The organism is Micromonospora tulbaghiae (assembly GCF_900091605.1).
Lineage (GTDB): Bacteria > Actinomycetota > Actinomycetes > Mycobacteriales > Micromonosporaceae > Micromonospora > Micromonospora tulbaghiae.
On the sequence record NZ_FMCQ01000002.1, the window covers coordinates 550,735 to 566,915 of the forward strand.

At 73.5% G+C, this 16,181-nt stretch carries 13 protein-coding genes; 5 read left to right on the forward strand and 8 right to left on the reverse strand.

Annotated elements, in window-relative coordinates:
* Nucleotides 1-195 precede the first annotated feature (195 nt).
* The 5 genes from GA0070562_RS07535 to GA0070562_RS07555 all read left to right on the forward strand — a co-directional run bounded on the left by GA0070562_RS07535 (nt 196) and on the right by GA0070562_RS07555 (nt 6,163).
* On the forward strand, nt 196-741 hold the full coding sequence (locus GA0070562_RS07535; RefSeq protein ID WP_091417550.1) for a hypothetical protein: 546 nt from the start codon (nt 196-198) through the stop codon (nt 739-741).
* Nucleotides 742-781: 40 nt separating this feature from the next.
* Complete coding sequence (locus GA0070562_RS07540; RefSeq protein ID WP_091417553.1) at nt 782-1,627, forward strand: alpha/beta fold hydrolase; 846 nt, start codon at nt 782-784, stop codon at nt 1,625-1,627.
* 436 nt (nt 1,628-2,063) lie between these two features.
* On the forward strand, nt 2,064-4,973 hold the full coding sequence (locus GA0070562_RS07545; protein WP_244254892.1) for a M36 family metallopeptidase: 2,910 nt from the start codon (nt 2,064-2,066) through the stop codon (nt 4,971-4,973).
* A gap of 186 nt (nt 4,974-5,159) precedes the next feature.
* The gene (locus tag GA0070562_RS07550; protein ID WP_091417560.1) at nt 5,160-5,600 is read left to right on the forward strand and encodes a ribonuclease domain-containing protein; all 441 of its coding nucleotides are present in this window, start codon (nt 5,160-5,162) and stop codon (nt 5,598-5,600) included.
* Between the two features lie 62 nt (nt 5,601-5,662).
* Complete coding sequence (locus GA0070562_RS07555; RefSeq protein WP_091417564.1) at nt 5,663-6,163, forward strand: barstar family protein; 501 nt, start codon at nt 5,663-5,665, stop codon at nt 6,161-6,163.
* A 362-nt stretch (nt 6,164-6,525) separates the two neighbouring features.
* On the opposite strand, the gene GA0070562_RS07565 is transcribed toward GA0070562_RS07555, so the two are convergent.
* From GA0070562_RS07565 to GA0070562_RS07600, 8 genes are all read right to left on the reverse strand, one after another.
* Nucleotides 6,526-7,251 (reverse strand): HD domain-containing protein, encoded by a 726-nt coding sequence (locus tag GA0070562_RS07565; RefSeq protein WP_091417567.1) that lies wholly within the window; start codon nt 7,249-7,251, stop codon nt 6,526-6,528.
* A 7-nt stretch (nt 7,252-7,258) separates the two neighbouring features.
* Nucleotides 7,259-7,717, reverse strand: coding sequence for an ATP-binding protein (locus GA0070562_RS07570; RefSeq protein WP_091417570.1), 459 nt, complete (start codon nt 7,715-7,717; stop codon nt 7,259-7,261).
* 248 nt (nt 7,718-7,965) lie between these two features.
* The gene (locus GA0070562_RS07575; RefSeq protein ID WP_091417573.1) at nt 7,966-9,309 is read right to left on the reverse strand and encodes a pectate lyase family protein; all 1,344 of its coding nucleotides are present in this window, start codon (nt 9,307-9,309) and stop codon (nt 7,966-7,968) included.
* Between the two features lie 28 nt (nt 9,310-9,337).
* The gene (locus GA0070562_RS07580) at nt 9,338-10,501 is read right to left on the reverse strand and encodes a Gfo/Idh/MocA family protein (protein WP_254663752.1); all 1,164 of its coding nucleotides are present in this window, start codon (nt 10,499-10,501) and stop codon (nt 9,338-9,340) included.
* Nucleotides 10,502-10,536: 35 nt separating this feature from the next.
* Complete coding sequence (locus GA0070562_RS07585) at nt 10,537-12,021, reverse strand: mannitol dehydrogenase family protein (protein WP_091417581.1); 1,485 nt, start codon at nt 12,019-12,021, stop codon at nt 10,537-10,539.
* Nucleotides 12,012-13,313, reverse strand: coding sequence for an enolase C-terminal domain-like protein (locus tag GA0070562_RS07590; RefSeq protein WP_091417585.1), 1,302 nt, complete (start codon nt 13,311-13,313; stop codon nt 12,012-12,014). Before GA0070562_RS07590 ends, GA0070562_RS07585 begins: the two co-directional genes overlap by 10 nt.
* Nucleotides 13,310-14,734: a glucuronate isomerase gene (gene uxaC / locus GA0070562_RS07595; RefSeq protein ID WP_175438680.1), complete on the reverse strand. Its 1,425-nt coding sequence runs from the start codon at nt 14,732-14,734 to the stop codon at nt 13,310-13,312. The genes GA0070562_RS07590 and uxaC overlap by 4 nt, the downstream gene beginning before the upstream one ends.
* A gap of 26 nt (nt 14,735-14,760) precedes the next feature.
* Nucleotides 14,761-16,089, reverse strand: coding sequence for a Gfo/Idh/MocA family protein (locus GA0070562_RS07600; protein WP_091417591.1), 1,329 nt, complete (start codon nt 16,087-16,089; stop codon nt 14,761-14,763).
* Nucleotides 16,090-16,181 lie beyond the last annotated feature (92 nt).

Here is a 16,181-nt window from a genome sequence, read left to right on the forward strand (position 1 = left end):
GGCGGTTCCGCCCGGCACGAGGCTCGGTGCTGACCGATCGGACGAGCCGCCCCGTAGTCCTATCTGTGGGACCCGGAGCGGGTTCGGTCCCGTTCACGGGACCGACCATCCAGACTCGATCGGCACACCTTGATCCGTGTCCGTGTCGCTTCATAGCGTGAGCTTCCGTGATCCTTCGGGGGAGGACCAGAACGCATGGGTGTTGACGCTCGCCACGCCGCCGGCCGGACCGTGCAGTTCCTGCGGTCCCTCGCCGAGCGGCAGTACGACCGGGTCTGGACCCCGGACTTCCTTCACCTCAGCCCGGACGTGCAGGGCTTCGCCGTGTTCCACCGCGGCGGCCTGGTGCTGGTCTACGGCGCGGTGTCGCCGGAGGACCCGGCCCGCTGGGTCTTCCGGATGGCCTGTGTGGCCGGCGCCGACGTGCCGGACATCTCCGGGGCGATGGCCTGGGCGAACATCCGCAACCGGCTGGCGGAGGCCGGGCGCTACTACTGCGTCGTGAAGGCCGACCAGGGCGCCTGCCACGTGGTGTTCGCGCTGGACGTACGAAGCCCGCTGCTCGACGACGTCACGGCGCCCGACGCGCAGGCGGTGCGGGAACTGCTGCACTTCTCGCTCGCGGTGTGCGTCCACAACGCCGTGGCCGACTTCCGCGACCTGGCGTCCTACCTGCCGGCGCGTCCTCTGGCGCCGACCGAGATCGACGCCTGGACGCTGTTCGCCGGCACGCAGGACTGATCGGACGACGTCGGCTCGCCGGCTCGCCATACTGTCGTCGATGACTGCGGACGTGCGTACCGAAGACGGTTGTCGCCTGTGGGCCGACCAGGCCGGCGCCGGCGCGCCGCTGGTGCTCTGTCACGGCGGCCCGGGCATCTGGGACTACCTCGGCCCGGTCGCCCGGCTGCTCGACGGGCAAGCCCGTGTCATCCGGTGGGACCAGCGTGGCTGCGGACGCTCACAGCGGCGCGGTCCGTACTCGGTCGGCCGCTTCGTCGCCGACCTCGACGCGGTACGCGAACACCTCGCCGGACCGCGAACGGCAGTGCTGGGCCACTCGTGGGGCGCGCACCTGGCGCTGCGGTACGCGATCGAGCACCCGGAACGGGTCAGTCACCTGATCTACGTCTCCGGCACCGGCATCGACCCCGAACGCGGCTGGCATCCGCACTACGAGCGGAATCTCAGGCGGCGGCTCGGGTCTCATCTGAGCCGGTGGGAGGCGCTGGGTGCGCGCACCCTCACTCCTGCCGAGGAACGCGAACGGGCGGTCCTGCAGTGGTCGGCCGACTTCGCCGACCCTGACGCCGCCATGACGCACGCCGAGGGCATGGCCACGCCGTGGCTGGGCATCAACCACGACTGCAACCGGGCCATCAACGCCGAGGTGAAGCAGGAGCTCAGGGAATCCGACATTGCCGCGCGGTGCCGAGCACTAGACCTGCCCGTGCTGATCATCGACGGCCCCGAGGACATCCGTCCCCGCTCGGGCGTCGACTCGCTGGAGAAGGCGCTGCCGAACTGTGAGCGGGTCAGCCTTGCCGGGTCCGGTCACCTGCCGTGGGTCGAGAACCCGCAGCACTTCCGTCGGGCCGTGGCCGCATTCCTCACCTCCCTGCCGTGAGGCAAAGAAGAAGTTGCAGAACGGTGTCGGCGGGTCAGGCAGACCTCTTTGGGTGTCTCCACCATGGACGGTAGTGATGCTGACGGGTATCTGACTTCAGGCTCAGCCCCGTGCATGAAGATCTGGCTCTTCCGGTGACACGCGGCTCGCGTAGCCCGGGACTCGCCCAGCATGCTGTTGACGCCGTGGAGATCTTGGTACGGAAGGGCCCTCATAGGGGCCGTTTCGTACCAAGATCTCTTCGTGTCTCGCCTGGTGAGACGTGAGTCTCGAAGCTGCTCGGCCGAGGCCGCCGTCGGGGCCACCGAGAAATCGACGCAGCAACATTTATGGATGTTCGGATGGTGTCGGCGCGTCGATCGTCCTGGTCGGATGGCGGAACGGACATCGCCGTTCGACGATGACAGGAGGGACCGTGCGCACACCATCTCGTGCGTTGACGGGGACCACCGCGCTGCTGCTGGCAGCCGGTCTGGTCCTGACCGCCGCTGGCGGCGGCCAGGCGGCACCCCGGGAACAGACCCGTACCCAGGCGCCACCCGACCACCTGCCGGGCGACCGGCACGACACCAAGGCCACTGACAACCGCAAGGGCCGTGTCGCCGCCAGCGACCGGCAGCGGGACCGGGCCGCCGCGCTCGGCGCGCGTGTGCGCTGGACCGACTTCGGTACGCCGGCCACGCTCACCTCGACCGGCAAGCCGCTCGCGACCGGCCTGCCCGCCGACCCGGCGGCCGCCGCGCGGGCGTACGTGGCCGCCAACCGGGACGTGCTGGGGCTGACCGCCGACGGCGCCGCCGCGCTGGAGCTGCTGACGGTGGCGCCGATGGGGCAGGGCGCGACGGTGCTGTTCCGGCAGCGCTTCGGCGATCTGTCGGCCGCCGTCGACGGCATGCTGTCGGTCGGCGTACGCGACGGAGCGGTGTGGCATGTCAGCTCCTCGCTGGCCCGTGACGCCGGTACGCCGGCCCCCGCGACGATCAGCGCCGAGCAGGCCCGCCAGGCCGCCATCGCCGACGCCGGCCGTTCCGACGCGCAGGTCACGCGTACCTCCTTGGTCGCGGTCCCCACCGCGGACCGTGGGCCGCGCGCGGCGTGGGAGGTGATCCTCGGCGCGGACACCACCGGCGCGGACCCGGCCGCGTACTCCACCTATGTGGACGCCCGCGACGGCGCCGTGCTGGTCCGCGAGGACCTGATCGACCACGACGCCGACCACCCCTCGTGGGAGGTCTTCCCGAACTCGCCGCGGGTCGACAGGTCCTCGGTCGACACCCGCAAGCGGTGGTGCGCCGTGCCGGCGCGCGGCTGCGCCGAGGTGGTGGGCGTGCCCGGGCACCCGGCGTGGGACGTGGACCCGGCCACCGGCCAGTCCACCACCACGACCAAGGGCAACAACGCGATCGCGGTGCAGAACTGGAACAGCAACGACCCGTTCAGCGTCGGCACCGAGACCGCGACGCCCCGTCCGGACCGCAGGTACGACTACCCGTGGACGAACCAGTGGCAGGAGCAGCGCTGCAACCCGGAGGTGTTCACCTCGCCGCAGGCGAACGACATCGACGCGGCGCGGGCGAACCTGTTCGCCATGCACAACCGGATGCACGACTGGAGCTACCACCTCGGGTTCACCGAGGAGACCTGGAACATGCAGCAGGACAACCTCGGCCGTGGCGGTCTCGGTGACGACCCCGAGCAGGGCAACGCGCAGGCCGGCGGCATCAGCGGCGGTCCGCCCGCGTTCGCGGCCCGTAACAACGCCAACCAGATCACCCCGCCGGACGGCGTCGCGCCGACCACCAACATGTACCTGTGGCAGCCGATGGCGGGCTCGTTCTACGCGCCCTGCGTCGACGGCGACTTCGACATGTCGGTGATCGCCCACGAGTACGGCCACGCTGTCACCAACCGCATGATCGCCGGCCCGAGCGCCGGGGTCAGCTCGCCGCAGGGCATGAGCGAGAGCTGGTCGGACCAGCTCGCCATGGAGTACCTGTTCTCGCACGGGTACGCCGCACCCGGCCGGCGCGGCTTCACCATCGGCGAGTACACCACCGGAGACCCGAACGCGGGCATCCGCAACTACAACATGAGCGACAGCCCGCTCAACTACAGCTCGGTCGACTACGACTTCGTCGGCCTCCAGGTGCACGCCTCCGGTGAGGTGTGGAGCGCCACCAACGCCGACATCCGCGCGGCCATGATGCGCCGCTGGGGCAGCGGCACCCCGGCCGTGCAGAAGGCGTGTGCCACCGGCGCCCGCGACGTGACCGCCTGCCCGGGTAACCGGCGCTGGATCCAGTTGGTCTTCGACTCGTTCCTGCTGATGTCGGTCAGCCAGGTCAGCATGGTCGACGCCCGGGACGCGATGCTCGCCGCCGACCGGATCCGCTTCGGCGGGGCCAACCAGGACCTGCTCTGGAACGCGTTCGCCGGGCGCGGCCTCGGCGAGACCGCGGCCAGCGTCGGCCACACCGACGCCGACCCCACGCCGGGCTTCACCTCGCCGTACGCGCGGGAGGGCTCGCTGCGCCTTCTGCCGGTCGGCGAGCGCGGGCCGGTGGCCGGCGCGCAGCTGTTCGTCGGGCGTTACCAGGCGCGGGCGGTGCCGGTCGCGGACACCGACGCGGCCACGCCGCTCACCGACCGGGTGGACCTGGTGCCCGGCACGTACGAGTTCGTGGTGCGGGCGCCCGGCTACGGTCACACCCGGATCGGCCCGGTGAAGGTCAAGGCGGGTCAGAACCGGACGCTGGCGGTGACGTTGCGACCCAATCTGGCCTCGGCCACGGCGGGCGCGGGGGTCACCGGTGACGGGATCAACCTGCCGCAGATCGCCGACGACGACGAGGCCACGAACTGGGCCTCGCTGGGCGCGCCGGTCGCCGGCCGGCAGGTCACAGTCGACCTGGCCGGCGGCGTCCAGCAGGTACGCCGGGTGCAGGTCAGCGCCATGCTGCGCCCGCCGGTCACCGGTGACGCGGACGCCGGCACGCAGAGCCGGTACTCCGCGGTGCGGCAGTTCCGGGTCCTGGCGTGCACCGCGGCCGGGCCGGTGACCTGCGCCGACGCGGCGGACTTCCGACCGGTCTACACCAGCCGGCCGGACGCGTTCCCGGCTGTGGCGCCGCGTCCCCGGGCACCCGAGCTGATCATGCGGTCGTTCGACATCCCGCGTACCAAGGCCACGCACCTGCGCGTCGAGGTGCTGACCAACCAGTGCACCGGCGCGCCGGACTACGCCGGTGAGCAGGACGACGACCCGCGGGCGGCGACCGACTGCGCCACCGCCAGCCCGCAGGCGCAGAACGTGCGGATCGCCGAGTTCCAGGCGTTCACGCACTGATCCACCCGGCGGGTGCGGACGGACGACTCAGGCCGCCCGTCCGCACCCGCCATCGCGTGTTCACGCCGGGTTCGGGGCGCCGTCGCCGGATCGGGACTGTACGCCGGGCAGGATCCTCGACAGACTGAGCGGCGTTCGGTCATCAATGCCGATCGATGCGCAGTCGTCCCGTTCAAGGAGGATCCCTTGACCCCGTTCCGCGCCGCCGTCACCCGCGTACGCCGCGCTCTCGCCGCGTCCGCCCTGGTCGCCGCCGTGGCCGCCGCCGCACTCGTCGCACCGTCCACGGTCTCCACCCGGCTCGCCGAGCCCGCCGCAGCCGTCGTGTACGGCTCCTGCACGCAGTCCCGCTGCGCCGACGCGCGCACCGCCCGTTCCGGCTGGTCCGCCAAGAGCTTCCCGACCAGCCGCGGGTGGTACTCGTGGAGCGGCGGCCAGTGCAACTTCGCCGGTGGCCGGTTCTACAACTACGAGGGCCAGTTGCCCTCCGGCGCCACCTACTACGAGTACGACGTCTACCCGCGCGCCTGCAACGCCTCCCGGGACGCGTACCGGATCGTGGTCAACAAGAGCACCGGGGCGACATGGTTCTCACCCGACCACTACGCCAACTTCTACCGGCTCTGAGCAGCCTCGGCGCCGGCCGGGCATTCCCCGCCCGGTCGGCGCCGTCGGGAAAGGACGGATCCATGGGCGCGGCGTCCCCGCAGGCACCGGCCTGGCTCGTGTACGACGCGCCGCCGCCCGAGCCGGACGGCGGCGCGACAGTACCGGGCTCGGACGGTGGCCCACAGCCGGGCGGCGGGGCGCTGCCGGGCGGCGTGCTGATGTCTGGCACGCAGGCGCGTACCCGGGCCACTCTGCACGAGGCGCTGGCCGGTGTGTTGGCGCTGCCCGGCTGGTACGGCCGCAACTGGGACGCCCTCGCCGACGCGCTCGCCGACCGCCTCGACGCCGGCCCGCTGACAGTGGCCGTGACCGACGCGGCGGACCTGCTCGCCGACGAGCCGCCGGCCCAGCTCGGCACGCTGCTGGACGTGCTCGGCGCGGTCGCCGCCGGTGGCCACGAGACGCTGCGGGTGGTGCTGCGCGACCACCCGGACCGGCTGGCCGCCCTCCGCGACCGCGTCGCCGCGGTGCTCAGCGGACGGGTCGACGGTCGGGTCGGCGGCCCACCGTCCGCCGGCTGACCCTGCCACCACGCCGACGTCAGGCGTGCTGTCGAGCAGGCCCGCACAGGCGAGTCCACCGCCTCCTTGACCCGGCACACCCCCCCGACCCGGCACACCCCCCGACCCGGCGATTGATCAAGAAGTTCACGTCCGGATCAGGCTGCCGCAGCGACACAAACTCCTTGATCACGCCCGGGCGAGGGCCGGCTACGGGGCCGGGAATGGGGTGATCATGAAGTTAGCGGCATTGGGGAGCGCTCTCCGGGCGGTCAACTTCATGATCGACGGGGCGGGGGCGGGGGCGGGGCGAGGCGAGGCGAGGCGAGGCGGGGTGGAGGGCCGGGGCGAGGCGGGACGGGGTGGGGGAGCTGGGGGGGGCGTCAGGTGGGGTGGTCGAGGATGGCGCTGAAGCGCTCCTCGGCCAGGTCCAGCTGGGCGAGGATGTGTTGCTTGACCGGTGGGGACAGCGGTGTGTCCGGGCGGGCGACCAGGTCGCGGAAGACCGGCACCAGCGGGCGGTACTTGGTGGCGGCGCGGGCCACCTTCGGCCCGACCGTGTGGATCACGCCAACGCCGTTGTCGGTGAAGTCGGACACCTTGATCACCCGCGCCCAGGGTTCCCGCTCCAGGCTCGCCGCCACATGTTCCCGGTACTGCTCGTCGCGGTCCCGGCCCGGGTCGTACGCCGGATTGGTGACCGCCGCGACCAGCCGGGCGACCCGCGCCCCGAACCGGTCCGACAGCGCGGCGAGCGCCGCCGGGGTCGCGTCGGCCCCCGAGCCGGGATCGAGCCCGGCCAGCTCGGCGGGATGGTCCTCGACCGCGTCGTGCAGCAGCCCGGCGACGATCACGTCCACGTCCCGCACCTGGTAGTGGTGCATCAGCCGGATCGCCACCCGCAGCAGGTGGTTGAGGTAGGGCTCGCGTACCCGCCGGTCGTCGCGGTGCAGGTCGGCGGCCAGGTCGAGGGCCTCGGTCAGCCGGTCGCGGGCGGCCTCGTCGAACGCCTCGATCTCCAGCCGGAACCGGGCCAGCAGGCCGGGCTCACCGTGGATCTCGGTGATCGCGTGCATCGGCATGGTGGCGAGGTAGGCGGGGAACTCCATGCGTCCCTTATAGCTGATCTTCGCTAGATCCGGCGCCCGCCGGGCCGCTCACGTCGCCGGTGAGGCGCTTGACCAGGCGTACGCAGGTGCCCTCCGGCGTGCCGACGATGGTGGCCTCGTCCATCACCCGCGCCATGATCAGCCGTCCCCGGCCGCGGTCGCCGGTGTCGTCGCCGTCGGCCGCGCGCCAGCCGCCACGGTCGCGTACCTCGATCTCCAGCCGGTCGCCGCGCAGCTCGGCCCGCAGCGTGGTGATGCCCTCCCGGGCGAAGCGGTAGCCGTGCTCGATGGCGTTGGCGCAGGCCTCGCCGGTGGCGATGAGGACGGTGTCGATGTCCCACTCGCTCACGCCCTGGGCGTGCAGCCAGCCGCGCAGCCGCTCCCGGGTGGCGGCGAGCCGGGCCGGGTCGGCCGGTAGGTCGATGGTGAGGACCGGGCCGCCGTCGCCGGATGTCCCACCCGTCACGTCCGGCCCTCCGTCCCGTGCCCGTCCCCGGACCTGGGCGCCCACTCGCGCTGTCACCGCCTGATTCCACCGCCTGATTCACACCCTGTTGTCCCCGGTGGCCGCCGATTCATTCCCCCGGCGGCGATGTCCGTCGAGGTGATCATTGCGCATCGGGGGCGGCGTGTCAGCCGGTGGGCCGGTGACGGCGCCGGGCTGGCATCCCAGGAGGACGCCGGCCCGGTCGCCGGGGCGGGCTCCGGCGGAGGTCAGAGCGGCAGCCGCCCGGCGCCGGCGAAGGCGTCGACGGCGAGCGGGACCAGTGGGGTCGGCAGCGGCCGGGCGGCGCGCAGCGTGGGCGTCCATCCGGCGTCACCGCCGAGGTCGGGGTCGTGGGCGGCGTTGTACGCGGCGCGCAGGTCCACCGGCCGGGGCAGGCGGTCACCCTGCCGGACCCAGCTGCCGCGCTCGGTGAGCGCGGTGCCGCCCCAGTCGTACAGCAGGTCTGCCGCGGTGGTGTCGCCGGTGAGCGTGAAGAAGTTGTTCTCCGCGTACAGGGCGGACTGCACGCCGACGCCGAGGGCGTACGCGAAGCCGGGACCGCCGAGCCGGTAGTGGTTCTCGTGCACGTCGACCTGACCGAACCGCACCCGGGGCAGCCGTTGCAGCGTGCCGTCGAACAGGTTGTGCCGCACCGTCACGTTGAGTCGGCCCAGGTCCGGGCCGACGGTGTTCGACGAGCCGATGAGCATCACCTTGTCCCGGCCGGCGAACCGGTTCCAGGAGGCGGTGACCAGGCTGGCGGTGTGCGTGACGTCCAGCGAGCCGTCGTGCACCTGCCAGGGCCGCCCGAAGTAGACGGGCTGGGCACTGTCCGGGTTGTCGCCGTCGGTGAACGTGTTGTGGTCGATCCAGACGTGCTCGCTGCGCCGGACGGAGATCTGGTCGTACTGGGAGTTCCAGTTGCCGGTGTCGCCGTCGGTCGGGGACCAGGCCGGGAAGCAGTCCCGGGCGTCGGCGAACTCGATATTGCGCACGATCACGTTGTCCACCCGGTCGATCATCAGCGTCAGACCGGTGAGCCGCGCGCCGCGCAGCCCGATGATTGTGGTGTTCGAGCCGACGTTGATCTGGGTCTGCCGGGTCTGGTTGGCCACCGACCGCACCCGCGCGGCCTCCAGCGGCCCGCTCGGGTTCACCCGGCCCCAGGTCGCCGGGTCGTACGCGGCCAGGTAGGAGGGCAGCGAGTACTCCGGGTCGGCCAGGTCGGCGCAGTCCAGCGGGGTGCCGTCCGGGCCCTCGAAACCGTCGACGGTCCCGTCCACGTACACGATCTTGGGGGTGGCGTCGGCGGCGTTCGTGGCGTTGTCGCCGCCGAGCGCGGCGACCAGCTCGGCCCGGGTACGCACGACGCGTACCCGGTCCGGCGCGGCGGCCGACCCGCCGGTGGTGCCGGTGCCCGCGGCGGCCCAGCCGTCGTTCGCGGCGAGGGTCTGGCGGCCGAGCAGTTCGGCGGCCCGGGACGGCACGCCGGGTGCGGCCGGCGCGGGCGCGGCGGTGGTGAGGACGAGCGCGGCGGTCAGCGCCGCGACGACTGCGGTTCGGGTACGCATGACTCGTTCCGTTCTCCTGGAGGGACATTCACTGCACTGGCAGGTCCACCACGTACGGCGTGGCCGCCCACGGCACGCCCGCCTCGGACGGCAGCGCGCCGGACTCCGCGGCGGCCCGCAGCACCGCGCCGACGCCCCGCACCATCCGCACCCGCTGCGGGCCGTCGCCCGCCACGCGCACCAGGTCCCCGTCGAGCAGTGTCGGAACGGGTGCGTGCCGCAGCGCGTCCAGCACCGCGGTGAACGGCTCGGTACGCGCCAGCGGCGCGATCAGCGGCGTGCCGTCCGCGCGGTGGTCGAGCAGGTTCGCCAGCAGCCCTCGGCGGCCGGGCACCGGGCGGAGCGCGTCGTCGCCGGGTAGCCGCAGCCGGTCGGTCGGGTACTCCAGCACCGCCCGCCCTTGCTCGCCGGTGACGAGCACCTCCCCGGCGACGTGCTTCTCGGCGGCGAGGGTGAGCGCGGCCAGCACCGGCGGCCCGGCGTGCGGGGTCAGGCGCAGCACGGCGGTGTCGTCCACCTCGATCGGGCGGACCCGGTAGCGCTCGACAGCGATCCGGGCCGGGCGTACCGGCGTGCCGGTCACCGATTCGGCGATCGCCAGGCACTGCATCAGCGCGTGCGCGAGCGGGTTGGCGACCGCGCCGTCCAGCGCCGGGCGGCCGTCGACCGACCGCCGTCCGGCCCAGGGGGAGCGGGCGTAGTAGGCGTCCGGTCGTTGCCAGGCGGCGAGTGTGGCGATGCCGGTGACCGGGTCGAGCCGCCCGAGCGCGCCGGTCAGTTCGGTGAGCGCCGCCGAGCCGAGCGCCTGGAAGTTGACCTGCACGGCCCGGCCGGCGGCGTCCGCGGCGGCGGTGAGCGTCCGGTGTTCGGCGAGGTCGAGCACCGGCGGTTTCTCCAGCAGCAGGTCCGCTCCGGCGGCGAGTACGTCGAGCGTGATCGGCAGGTGGGTGTGCGGCGGCGTGCAGAGCACCACCACGTCCGGCCGGGACTCGGCGAGCATGGTCCGGTGGTCGGTGAACACGGCGGCCTCCGGCGGGACCGGCGCCTCCGGTTCGTCCGCCAGCGGGCGCACGTCGACCAGGGCGACCAGGCGCAGCCGTCCGGCCGCGTGCAGCTCCGCGATGGTCCGGCGATGCCAGCGACCGTGCCCGTTGGCCCCGATCAGCGCCACCCGCGGCGGCCCGCCGCTCACCGGCCACCCCCCGGCTGGTCGCGGCCCGCCGCCGGTCACCGGGCGTCCGCCAGCGTGGCCCGTACGCCGTGCCGCTCCAGCGCGGTGAGCCAGCCGGTCACGTCGGCGCGGACCTCTTCGTCGGCGGCCAGGTCGGCCGGGAACACCTCCCGGACCGCGAAGACCGCGTCCACCACCCCGGCCGGGGTGTGCGCTCCGGCGGCGAGCGCGGCGCGTAGCCGGTCCGCGAGCGGGTCGTCCAGCGGCAGCGGCCGGCCGTCGTCGGCGTACCCGAGCAGGAACCGCAGCCACGCGGCCACCACGAGCGCGCTCCACCGCGCCGACCGGCCGGCCGCGCGCAGGTCGGCGACGGTGTGCAGCACCCGCTGCGGCAGCTTCTGCGAGCCGTCCATGGCGACCTGTGTCGTCCGGTACCGGATCGCGGGGTTGCCGAAGCGGGCGAGCACCTGTTCGCCGTAGGCGGTCACGTCCACGCCGGGCGGCGGCGTGAAGCTGGGCGCGATCTCCTCGGCGATCAGCCGCCGCAGCACCGCGTCCAGGTGCGGCAGGGCCAGCGCCTCGGCCACCGTCTCCGCGCCGGCGAGCGCCCCCAGGTACGCGGTGGCGGAGTGCACGCCGTTGAGCGCCCGCAGTTTCAGCCGCTCCCACGGGCCGGCGTCGTCGGTGAGCACCGCGCCGGAGCGTTCCCAGGCGGGCCGGCCGCCGGGGAAGTCGTCCTCGATCACCCACTGCGACCACGGTTCGGCGGCGACCGCCGCCAGGTCGGTCACGCCCAGCGCCCGCCGGGCGGTGTCCCGGGTCTCGTCGGTGCTGGCCGGCACGATCCGGTCGACCATGGTGCCGGGGCAGGCCACAGCCGCCAGCACCCGTTCGGCTGTGGCGTTGGGGACCCGGGCCAGCGTGAGGCACTGCTCCACCAGGCCGCGCAGCCGGCGCCCGTTGGCGGGCAGGTTGTCGCAGCTGACCAGCGCGATCGGCCCGGCGTCGGCGGCGGCGCGGGCGAGCAGCCCGCGCAAGAGAAGGCCCGGCACGGTACGCGGCGGACGGTCGGTGGTGAGGTCGGCGGTCAGGTCCGCGTCCACTGTCAGCGCGGCGGTCACCGGGTCCATCCGGTACGCCTTCTCGGTCACCGTCAGCGTGACCACCCGGATCGCCGGGTCGGCGAGCAGGCCGACCACCGCGCCCGGGTCACCCGCGGCGTGCCGTACCCCCGTCAGCGCGCCGACCACCCGGGTGGCCGCGCCTTCGGCGGCGAGCGTGGTGACGCTGAACAGGCAGTCCTGCGCGGCCAGGGCGTCGACCACGTCGGTGCTGCGCGGCGCGACGCCGATGATGCCCCAGTCGCCGCCGGCCGCCCCGACCGCCGCCTCGGTGTGCACGGCCTGGTGGGCGCGGTGGAACGCGCCGACGCCGAGGTGGACGATGCCGGCCGGCACGGTGCCGGGACGCAGCAGCGGCCGGGACTCCGGCGGCAGGTGGCGCAGCGTGGCCAGGCCGAGCCGGTCGGGGGTCAGCGCCATGCCGGGCCGTCCGGGAAGCGGAACTGCGCGATCGACTCCGGGCGCATGGTGGCGCTGTAGCCGGGCGCGGTGGGCAGCAGGTAGCGGCCGTCCCGGGTGCGGACCGGCTCGGTGAAGTGTTCGTGCAGGTGGTCGACGTACTCGACCATGCGGCCGTCCAGGCTGGTGCCGACGCGCAGGTGGTCGAAGATCGCGAGGTGCTGCACGTACTCGCACAGGCCCACGCCACCGGCGTGCGGGCACACCGGCACGCCGAACTTGGCGGCCAGCAGCAGCTCGGCGAGCACCTCGTCCACGCCGCCGACGCGGCACGCGTCGACCTGCATCACGCCGATCGCCTCGGCCTGGAGCAACTGCTTGAAGATGACCCGGTTGGCCGCCACCTCGCCGGTGGCGACCCGGCAGCGGCCGCCGGTCAGCTCGTCCACCGCGCGGGCGATCCGGGCGTGCCCGAGCACGTCGTCGGCGTGCGTGGGCTCCTCGATCCAGTACGGGTCGACCTCGGCCAGGACGCCCATCGCGGCGATCGCCTCGTCCACGCCCCACACCTGGTTGGCGTCCATCATCAGCAGCGCGTCCGGGCCGATCTCGGCCCGGATGATCCGCGCCCGCCGCAGGTCGTCCTCGATCCGCCCGCCGACCTTCATCTTCATCGCGCGCCACCCCTGCGCGTATGCGTCGCGGGTCAGCGCGCGCACCCGCTCGTCGGGGTAGCCGAGCCAGCCGACCGATGTGGTGTACGAGGGGAACCCGTCGCGCTCCAGCCCGGCCAGCCGGTCGGCCAGACCGTCGCGTCCCTTGTCCAGGATGGCCGCCGCGTCGTCCGGGGTCAGCGCGTCGGTGATGTGGTGAAAGTCCACTGTCGCCACCAGCTCGTCGGTGGGCGCCTCGGCGAGGAACCGCCACATCGGCTTGCCGGCGAGTTTGGCGCGCAGGTCCCAGACCGCGTTGACCAGCGCGCCGGTGGCCATGTGGATCACCCCCTTCTCCGGCCCGAGCCAGCGCAGTTGCACGTCGGCGGTGAGCGAACGCCAGAACGCGACAGGTTCGGCGGCGATCTCGGCGACGGTGCGTCCGCGTACGTGGTGGGCGAGCGCGCGGACCGCCGCGCAGGTGATCTCGTTGCCCCGCCCGTTGGTGAACGTGAACCCGGCGCCGGTCGGCCCGCCGTCGGTGGTCAGCTCCACGTACGTGGCCGAGTAGTCGCCCCTGTTGATCGCGTCCGAGCCGTCGCCGCTGGCGGCGGTGGGGAAGCGCACGTCGTGCACCTCGACGTCGACGATCGTGGTCATGAAGGCTCACCTCCGAACTTGAAGACCTGCTTCGGCAGCCGGTACGCCAGGTCGACGATCGTCTCGGCGGCCTCGTCCCCGGTCAGCCGGTGCTCGGCGACGAGGCGGGCGAGGAAACCGGCGTCGACCCGGCGGGCCACGTCGTGGCGTACCGGGATGGAGCAGAACGCGCGGGTGTCGTCGACGAACCCGGCGGTGTTGTAGAAGCCGGCCGTCTCGGTGACCGCCTCCCGGAACCGGCGCAGCACCTCGGGGGAGTCCAGGAACCACCAGGGCGCGCCGAGGCGCAGCGCCGCGTAGCCGCCCGCGAGCGGGGCGAGTTCCCGGGTGAACGTGTCCTCGTCGAGCGTGTAGAGCACCACCGTGAGCCGGGGGTCGTTGCCGTGCGCGTCCAGCAGCGGGGCGAGGCCGTGCACGTACTCGGTGGCCTGCGGCACGTCCCCGCCGACGTCGCGGCCGTGCCGGGCGTGCAGCCAGCGGTTGTGGTTGCGGACCGCGCCCGGGTGCAGCTGCATCACCAGGCCGTCGTCGAGCGACATCCGGGCGAACTCCAGCAGCATGTGGGCCCGGAACGCCTCCGCGTCGGCGGCGTCGGCCAGGCCGCGGCGGCCCCTGTCGTAGAGCGCGGCGGCCTGCACCGGGCTGAGATCGAGGGTGCGGGCGGTCGGGTGCCCGTGATCGGTGGAGGTGGCCCCGGCAGCGGCGAACGCCTCCCGCCGGGCCCGCAAGGCGGCCAGGTAACCGGCGTACGTGCCGGTGTCCTCGCCGGAGACCTCGGCGAGCCGGTCCACGTTCGCCGACCAGTTGCCGAACTCCATGTCCACCACGTCGTCGGGGCGGAACGTGGTGACCACCCGGCCGCCCGGCCCGCCCCAGCCGTCGGCGGCGAGCTTGGCGTGCCGGCCCAGGTCGTCCAGCGGCGACTCGGTGGTGGCGAGCACCTCGATGCCGAAGCGTTCGAACAGCGCCCGGGGCCGGAACCCCGGTTCGGCCAGGCGCGCGGCGAGCGCGTCGTAGACGGCGTCGGCGGTGGCCGGGCTCAGCGGCGTGTCGACGCCGAACACGTTGCGGAACGTCTGCTCCAGCCACAGCCTCGACGGGGTGCCGCGGAACAGGTGCCAGTGTGCGGCGAAGCGCCGCCAGATGGTTCGCCCGTCGGTCTCCACCGGGCTGCCGTCGACGCTGGGCACGCCCAGGTCGGCCGGGGGCAGGCCCTGGCTGAGCAGCATCCGCGTCAGGTAGTGGTCGGGTACGACGAGCAACCGGGCCGGGTCGGGGAACGGCTGGTCCTCGGCCAGCAGCCCGGGGTCGACGTGCCCGTGCGGCGAGATGATCGGCTGCTCGGCGGCGAGTGCGTACAGCTCGCGCGCCAGGGCGCGCAGGCCGGGCTCGGCGGGCAGCAGCAGATCGCTGGGGGACATGATCGGCACGGGGGAGGGCTCCTCGGTCAGGGCAGGGTGAGCAGGTCGGCGACCCGGACGGGCGCGCCGGTCTCCAGCGAGCGGTTGGCGGCCAGGCCGGTGAGCAGGGCGAGCGCGCCGTCCCGGGCGGTGGCGGCCCGGCCGAGCGGGTCGGGTTCGCCGCCGAGCAGCACCCGGGTCATCCGGGCGTCCGCGCCGCCGTGCCCGCGCCGGGTCCAGCCGTCGACCGGGATCTGGACCGGCGGCGCCCAGAACGGGCGCAACGTGAGCCGGGCCGCGCCCTGCTCGACGGCGGCCTCGTCGCCGTGCAGCGCCGCGCCCTTGAGCGCGCCGGCGACGGCCGGGCTGACGTGGTCGCTCTCGGTCACCTCCAGTTCGAGGCGGCCCCGGCTGCCGTTGACCATCACCCGGTAGCCCTCCCAGGGGGCGTACGCGGTCAGGTGGTAGGTCATGGTCGCGCCGGTGTCGTAGCGGGCCAGCAGGGCGAGGTCGTCCTCGATGGTCACGCCGGGGGCGAAGACGTTGCGGTCGCGGTGGTAGCCGTCCTCGGCCTCGGCGTCGAGGTACAGCTCGCGCAGTCGCGGGTGGTCGGCCAGGCGCAGCGCGAACGGGTCGCCGTCGGCGGCGGGGGAGCCGTGCGCCCGGTCGTAGTCGCGGGCGTAGCCGTGCCGGCGGCCGTCCGCGCCGTAGAAGAACAACCGGCCGTACGCGTGCACCTCGACCGGGCGGGCGTCGAGCCACCAGTTGACCAGGTCGAAGTGGTGGCCGGACTTGTGCACCAGCAGGCCGCCGGAGACGGACTTGTCGCGGTGCCAGCGGCGGAAGTAGTCGGCGCCGTGGCGCACGTCGAGCAGCCACTCGAAGTGCACCGACCCGATCTCACCCACCGCGCCGTCGGCGAGCAGCCGCCGGACCTGCTCGTGCAGCGGGTTGTAGCGGTAGTTGAACGCGACTGTCACGCGCCGGCCGGTCGCGGCGACCGCGTCGAGGATGCGGCGGCAGCGATCGGCGTCGACTGTCATCGGTTTCTCCACGACCACGTCGCAGCCGGCTCGCAGCGCCGCCGTCACGTACTCGTCGTGGGTGGCGTCCACGCTGGTCACCAGCACCACGTCGACGCGCTCCTTGGCGAGCATGGCGGTGAAGTCACCGGCTGCGTACGTCGGCACCGGCGGCCGGCCCAGCTCGGCCAGCCAGCGGTTGTGCGCCTCCATCCTCCTCTGGTTGACGTCTGCGAACGCGACCAGCTCGGCGGTGTCGGCGTGGTCGAGCGCGAGCGCGCGGACGAACATCTCGGCGCGTGCCCCGGCACCCACCAGGGCGTGGCGGACCCGTTCCCGGGCCGGTGGTGACATGACGTCGGCCTCCCCGCCAGTCGGTTGCAAAGGTTTGCAGCCGAAGAAACCATGATGATGGATGTGTCGTCAACGGTTGCCGCCCAAGCCGC

What these genes read in the sequence shown, in the direction of transcription:
- GA0070562_RS07535 (WP_091417550.1), top strand. Translation starts at nt 196, where the DNA reads ATGGGTGTTGACGCTCGCCACGCCGCCGGCCGGACCGTGCAGTTCCTG.
- GA0070562_RS07540 (WP_091417553.1), top strand. Translation starts at nt 782, where the DNA reads ATGACTGCGGACGTGCGTACCGAAGACGGTTGTCGCCTGTGGGCCGAC.
- GA0070562_RS07555 (WP_091417564.1), top strand. Translation starts at nt 5,663, where the DNA reads ATGGGCGCGGCGTCCCCGCAGGCACCGGCCTGGCTCGTGTACGACGCG.
- GA0070562_RS07565 (WP_091417567.1), bottom strand. Translation starts at nt 7,251, where the DNA reads ATGGAGTTCCCCGCCTACCTCGCCACCATGCCGATGCACGCGATCACC.
- GA0070562_RS07575 (WP_091417573.1), bottom strand. Translation starts at nt 9,309, where the DNA reads ATGCGTACCCGAACCGCAGTCGTCGCGGCGCTGACCGCCGCGCTCGTC.
- GA0070562_RS07585 (WP_091417581.1), bottom strand. Translation starts at nt 12,021, where the DNA reads ATGGCGCTGACCCCCGACCGGCTCGGCCTGGCCACGCTGCGCCACCTG.
- GA0070562_RS07590 (WP_091417585.1), bottom strand. Translation starts at nt 13,313, where the DNA reads ATGACCACGATCGTCGACGTCGAGGTGCACGACGTGCGCTTCCCCACC.
- uxaC (WP_175438680.1), bottom strand. Translation starts at nt 14,734, where the DNA reads ATGTCCCCCAGCGATCTGCTGCTGCCCGCCGAGCCCGGCCTGCGCGCC.
- GA0070562_RS07600 (WP_091417591.1), bottom strand. Translation starts at nt 16,089, where the DNA reads ATGTCACCACCGGCCCGGGAACGGGTCCGCCACGCCCTGGTGGGTGCC.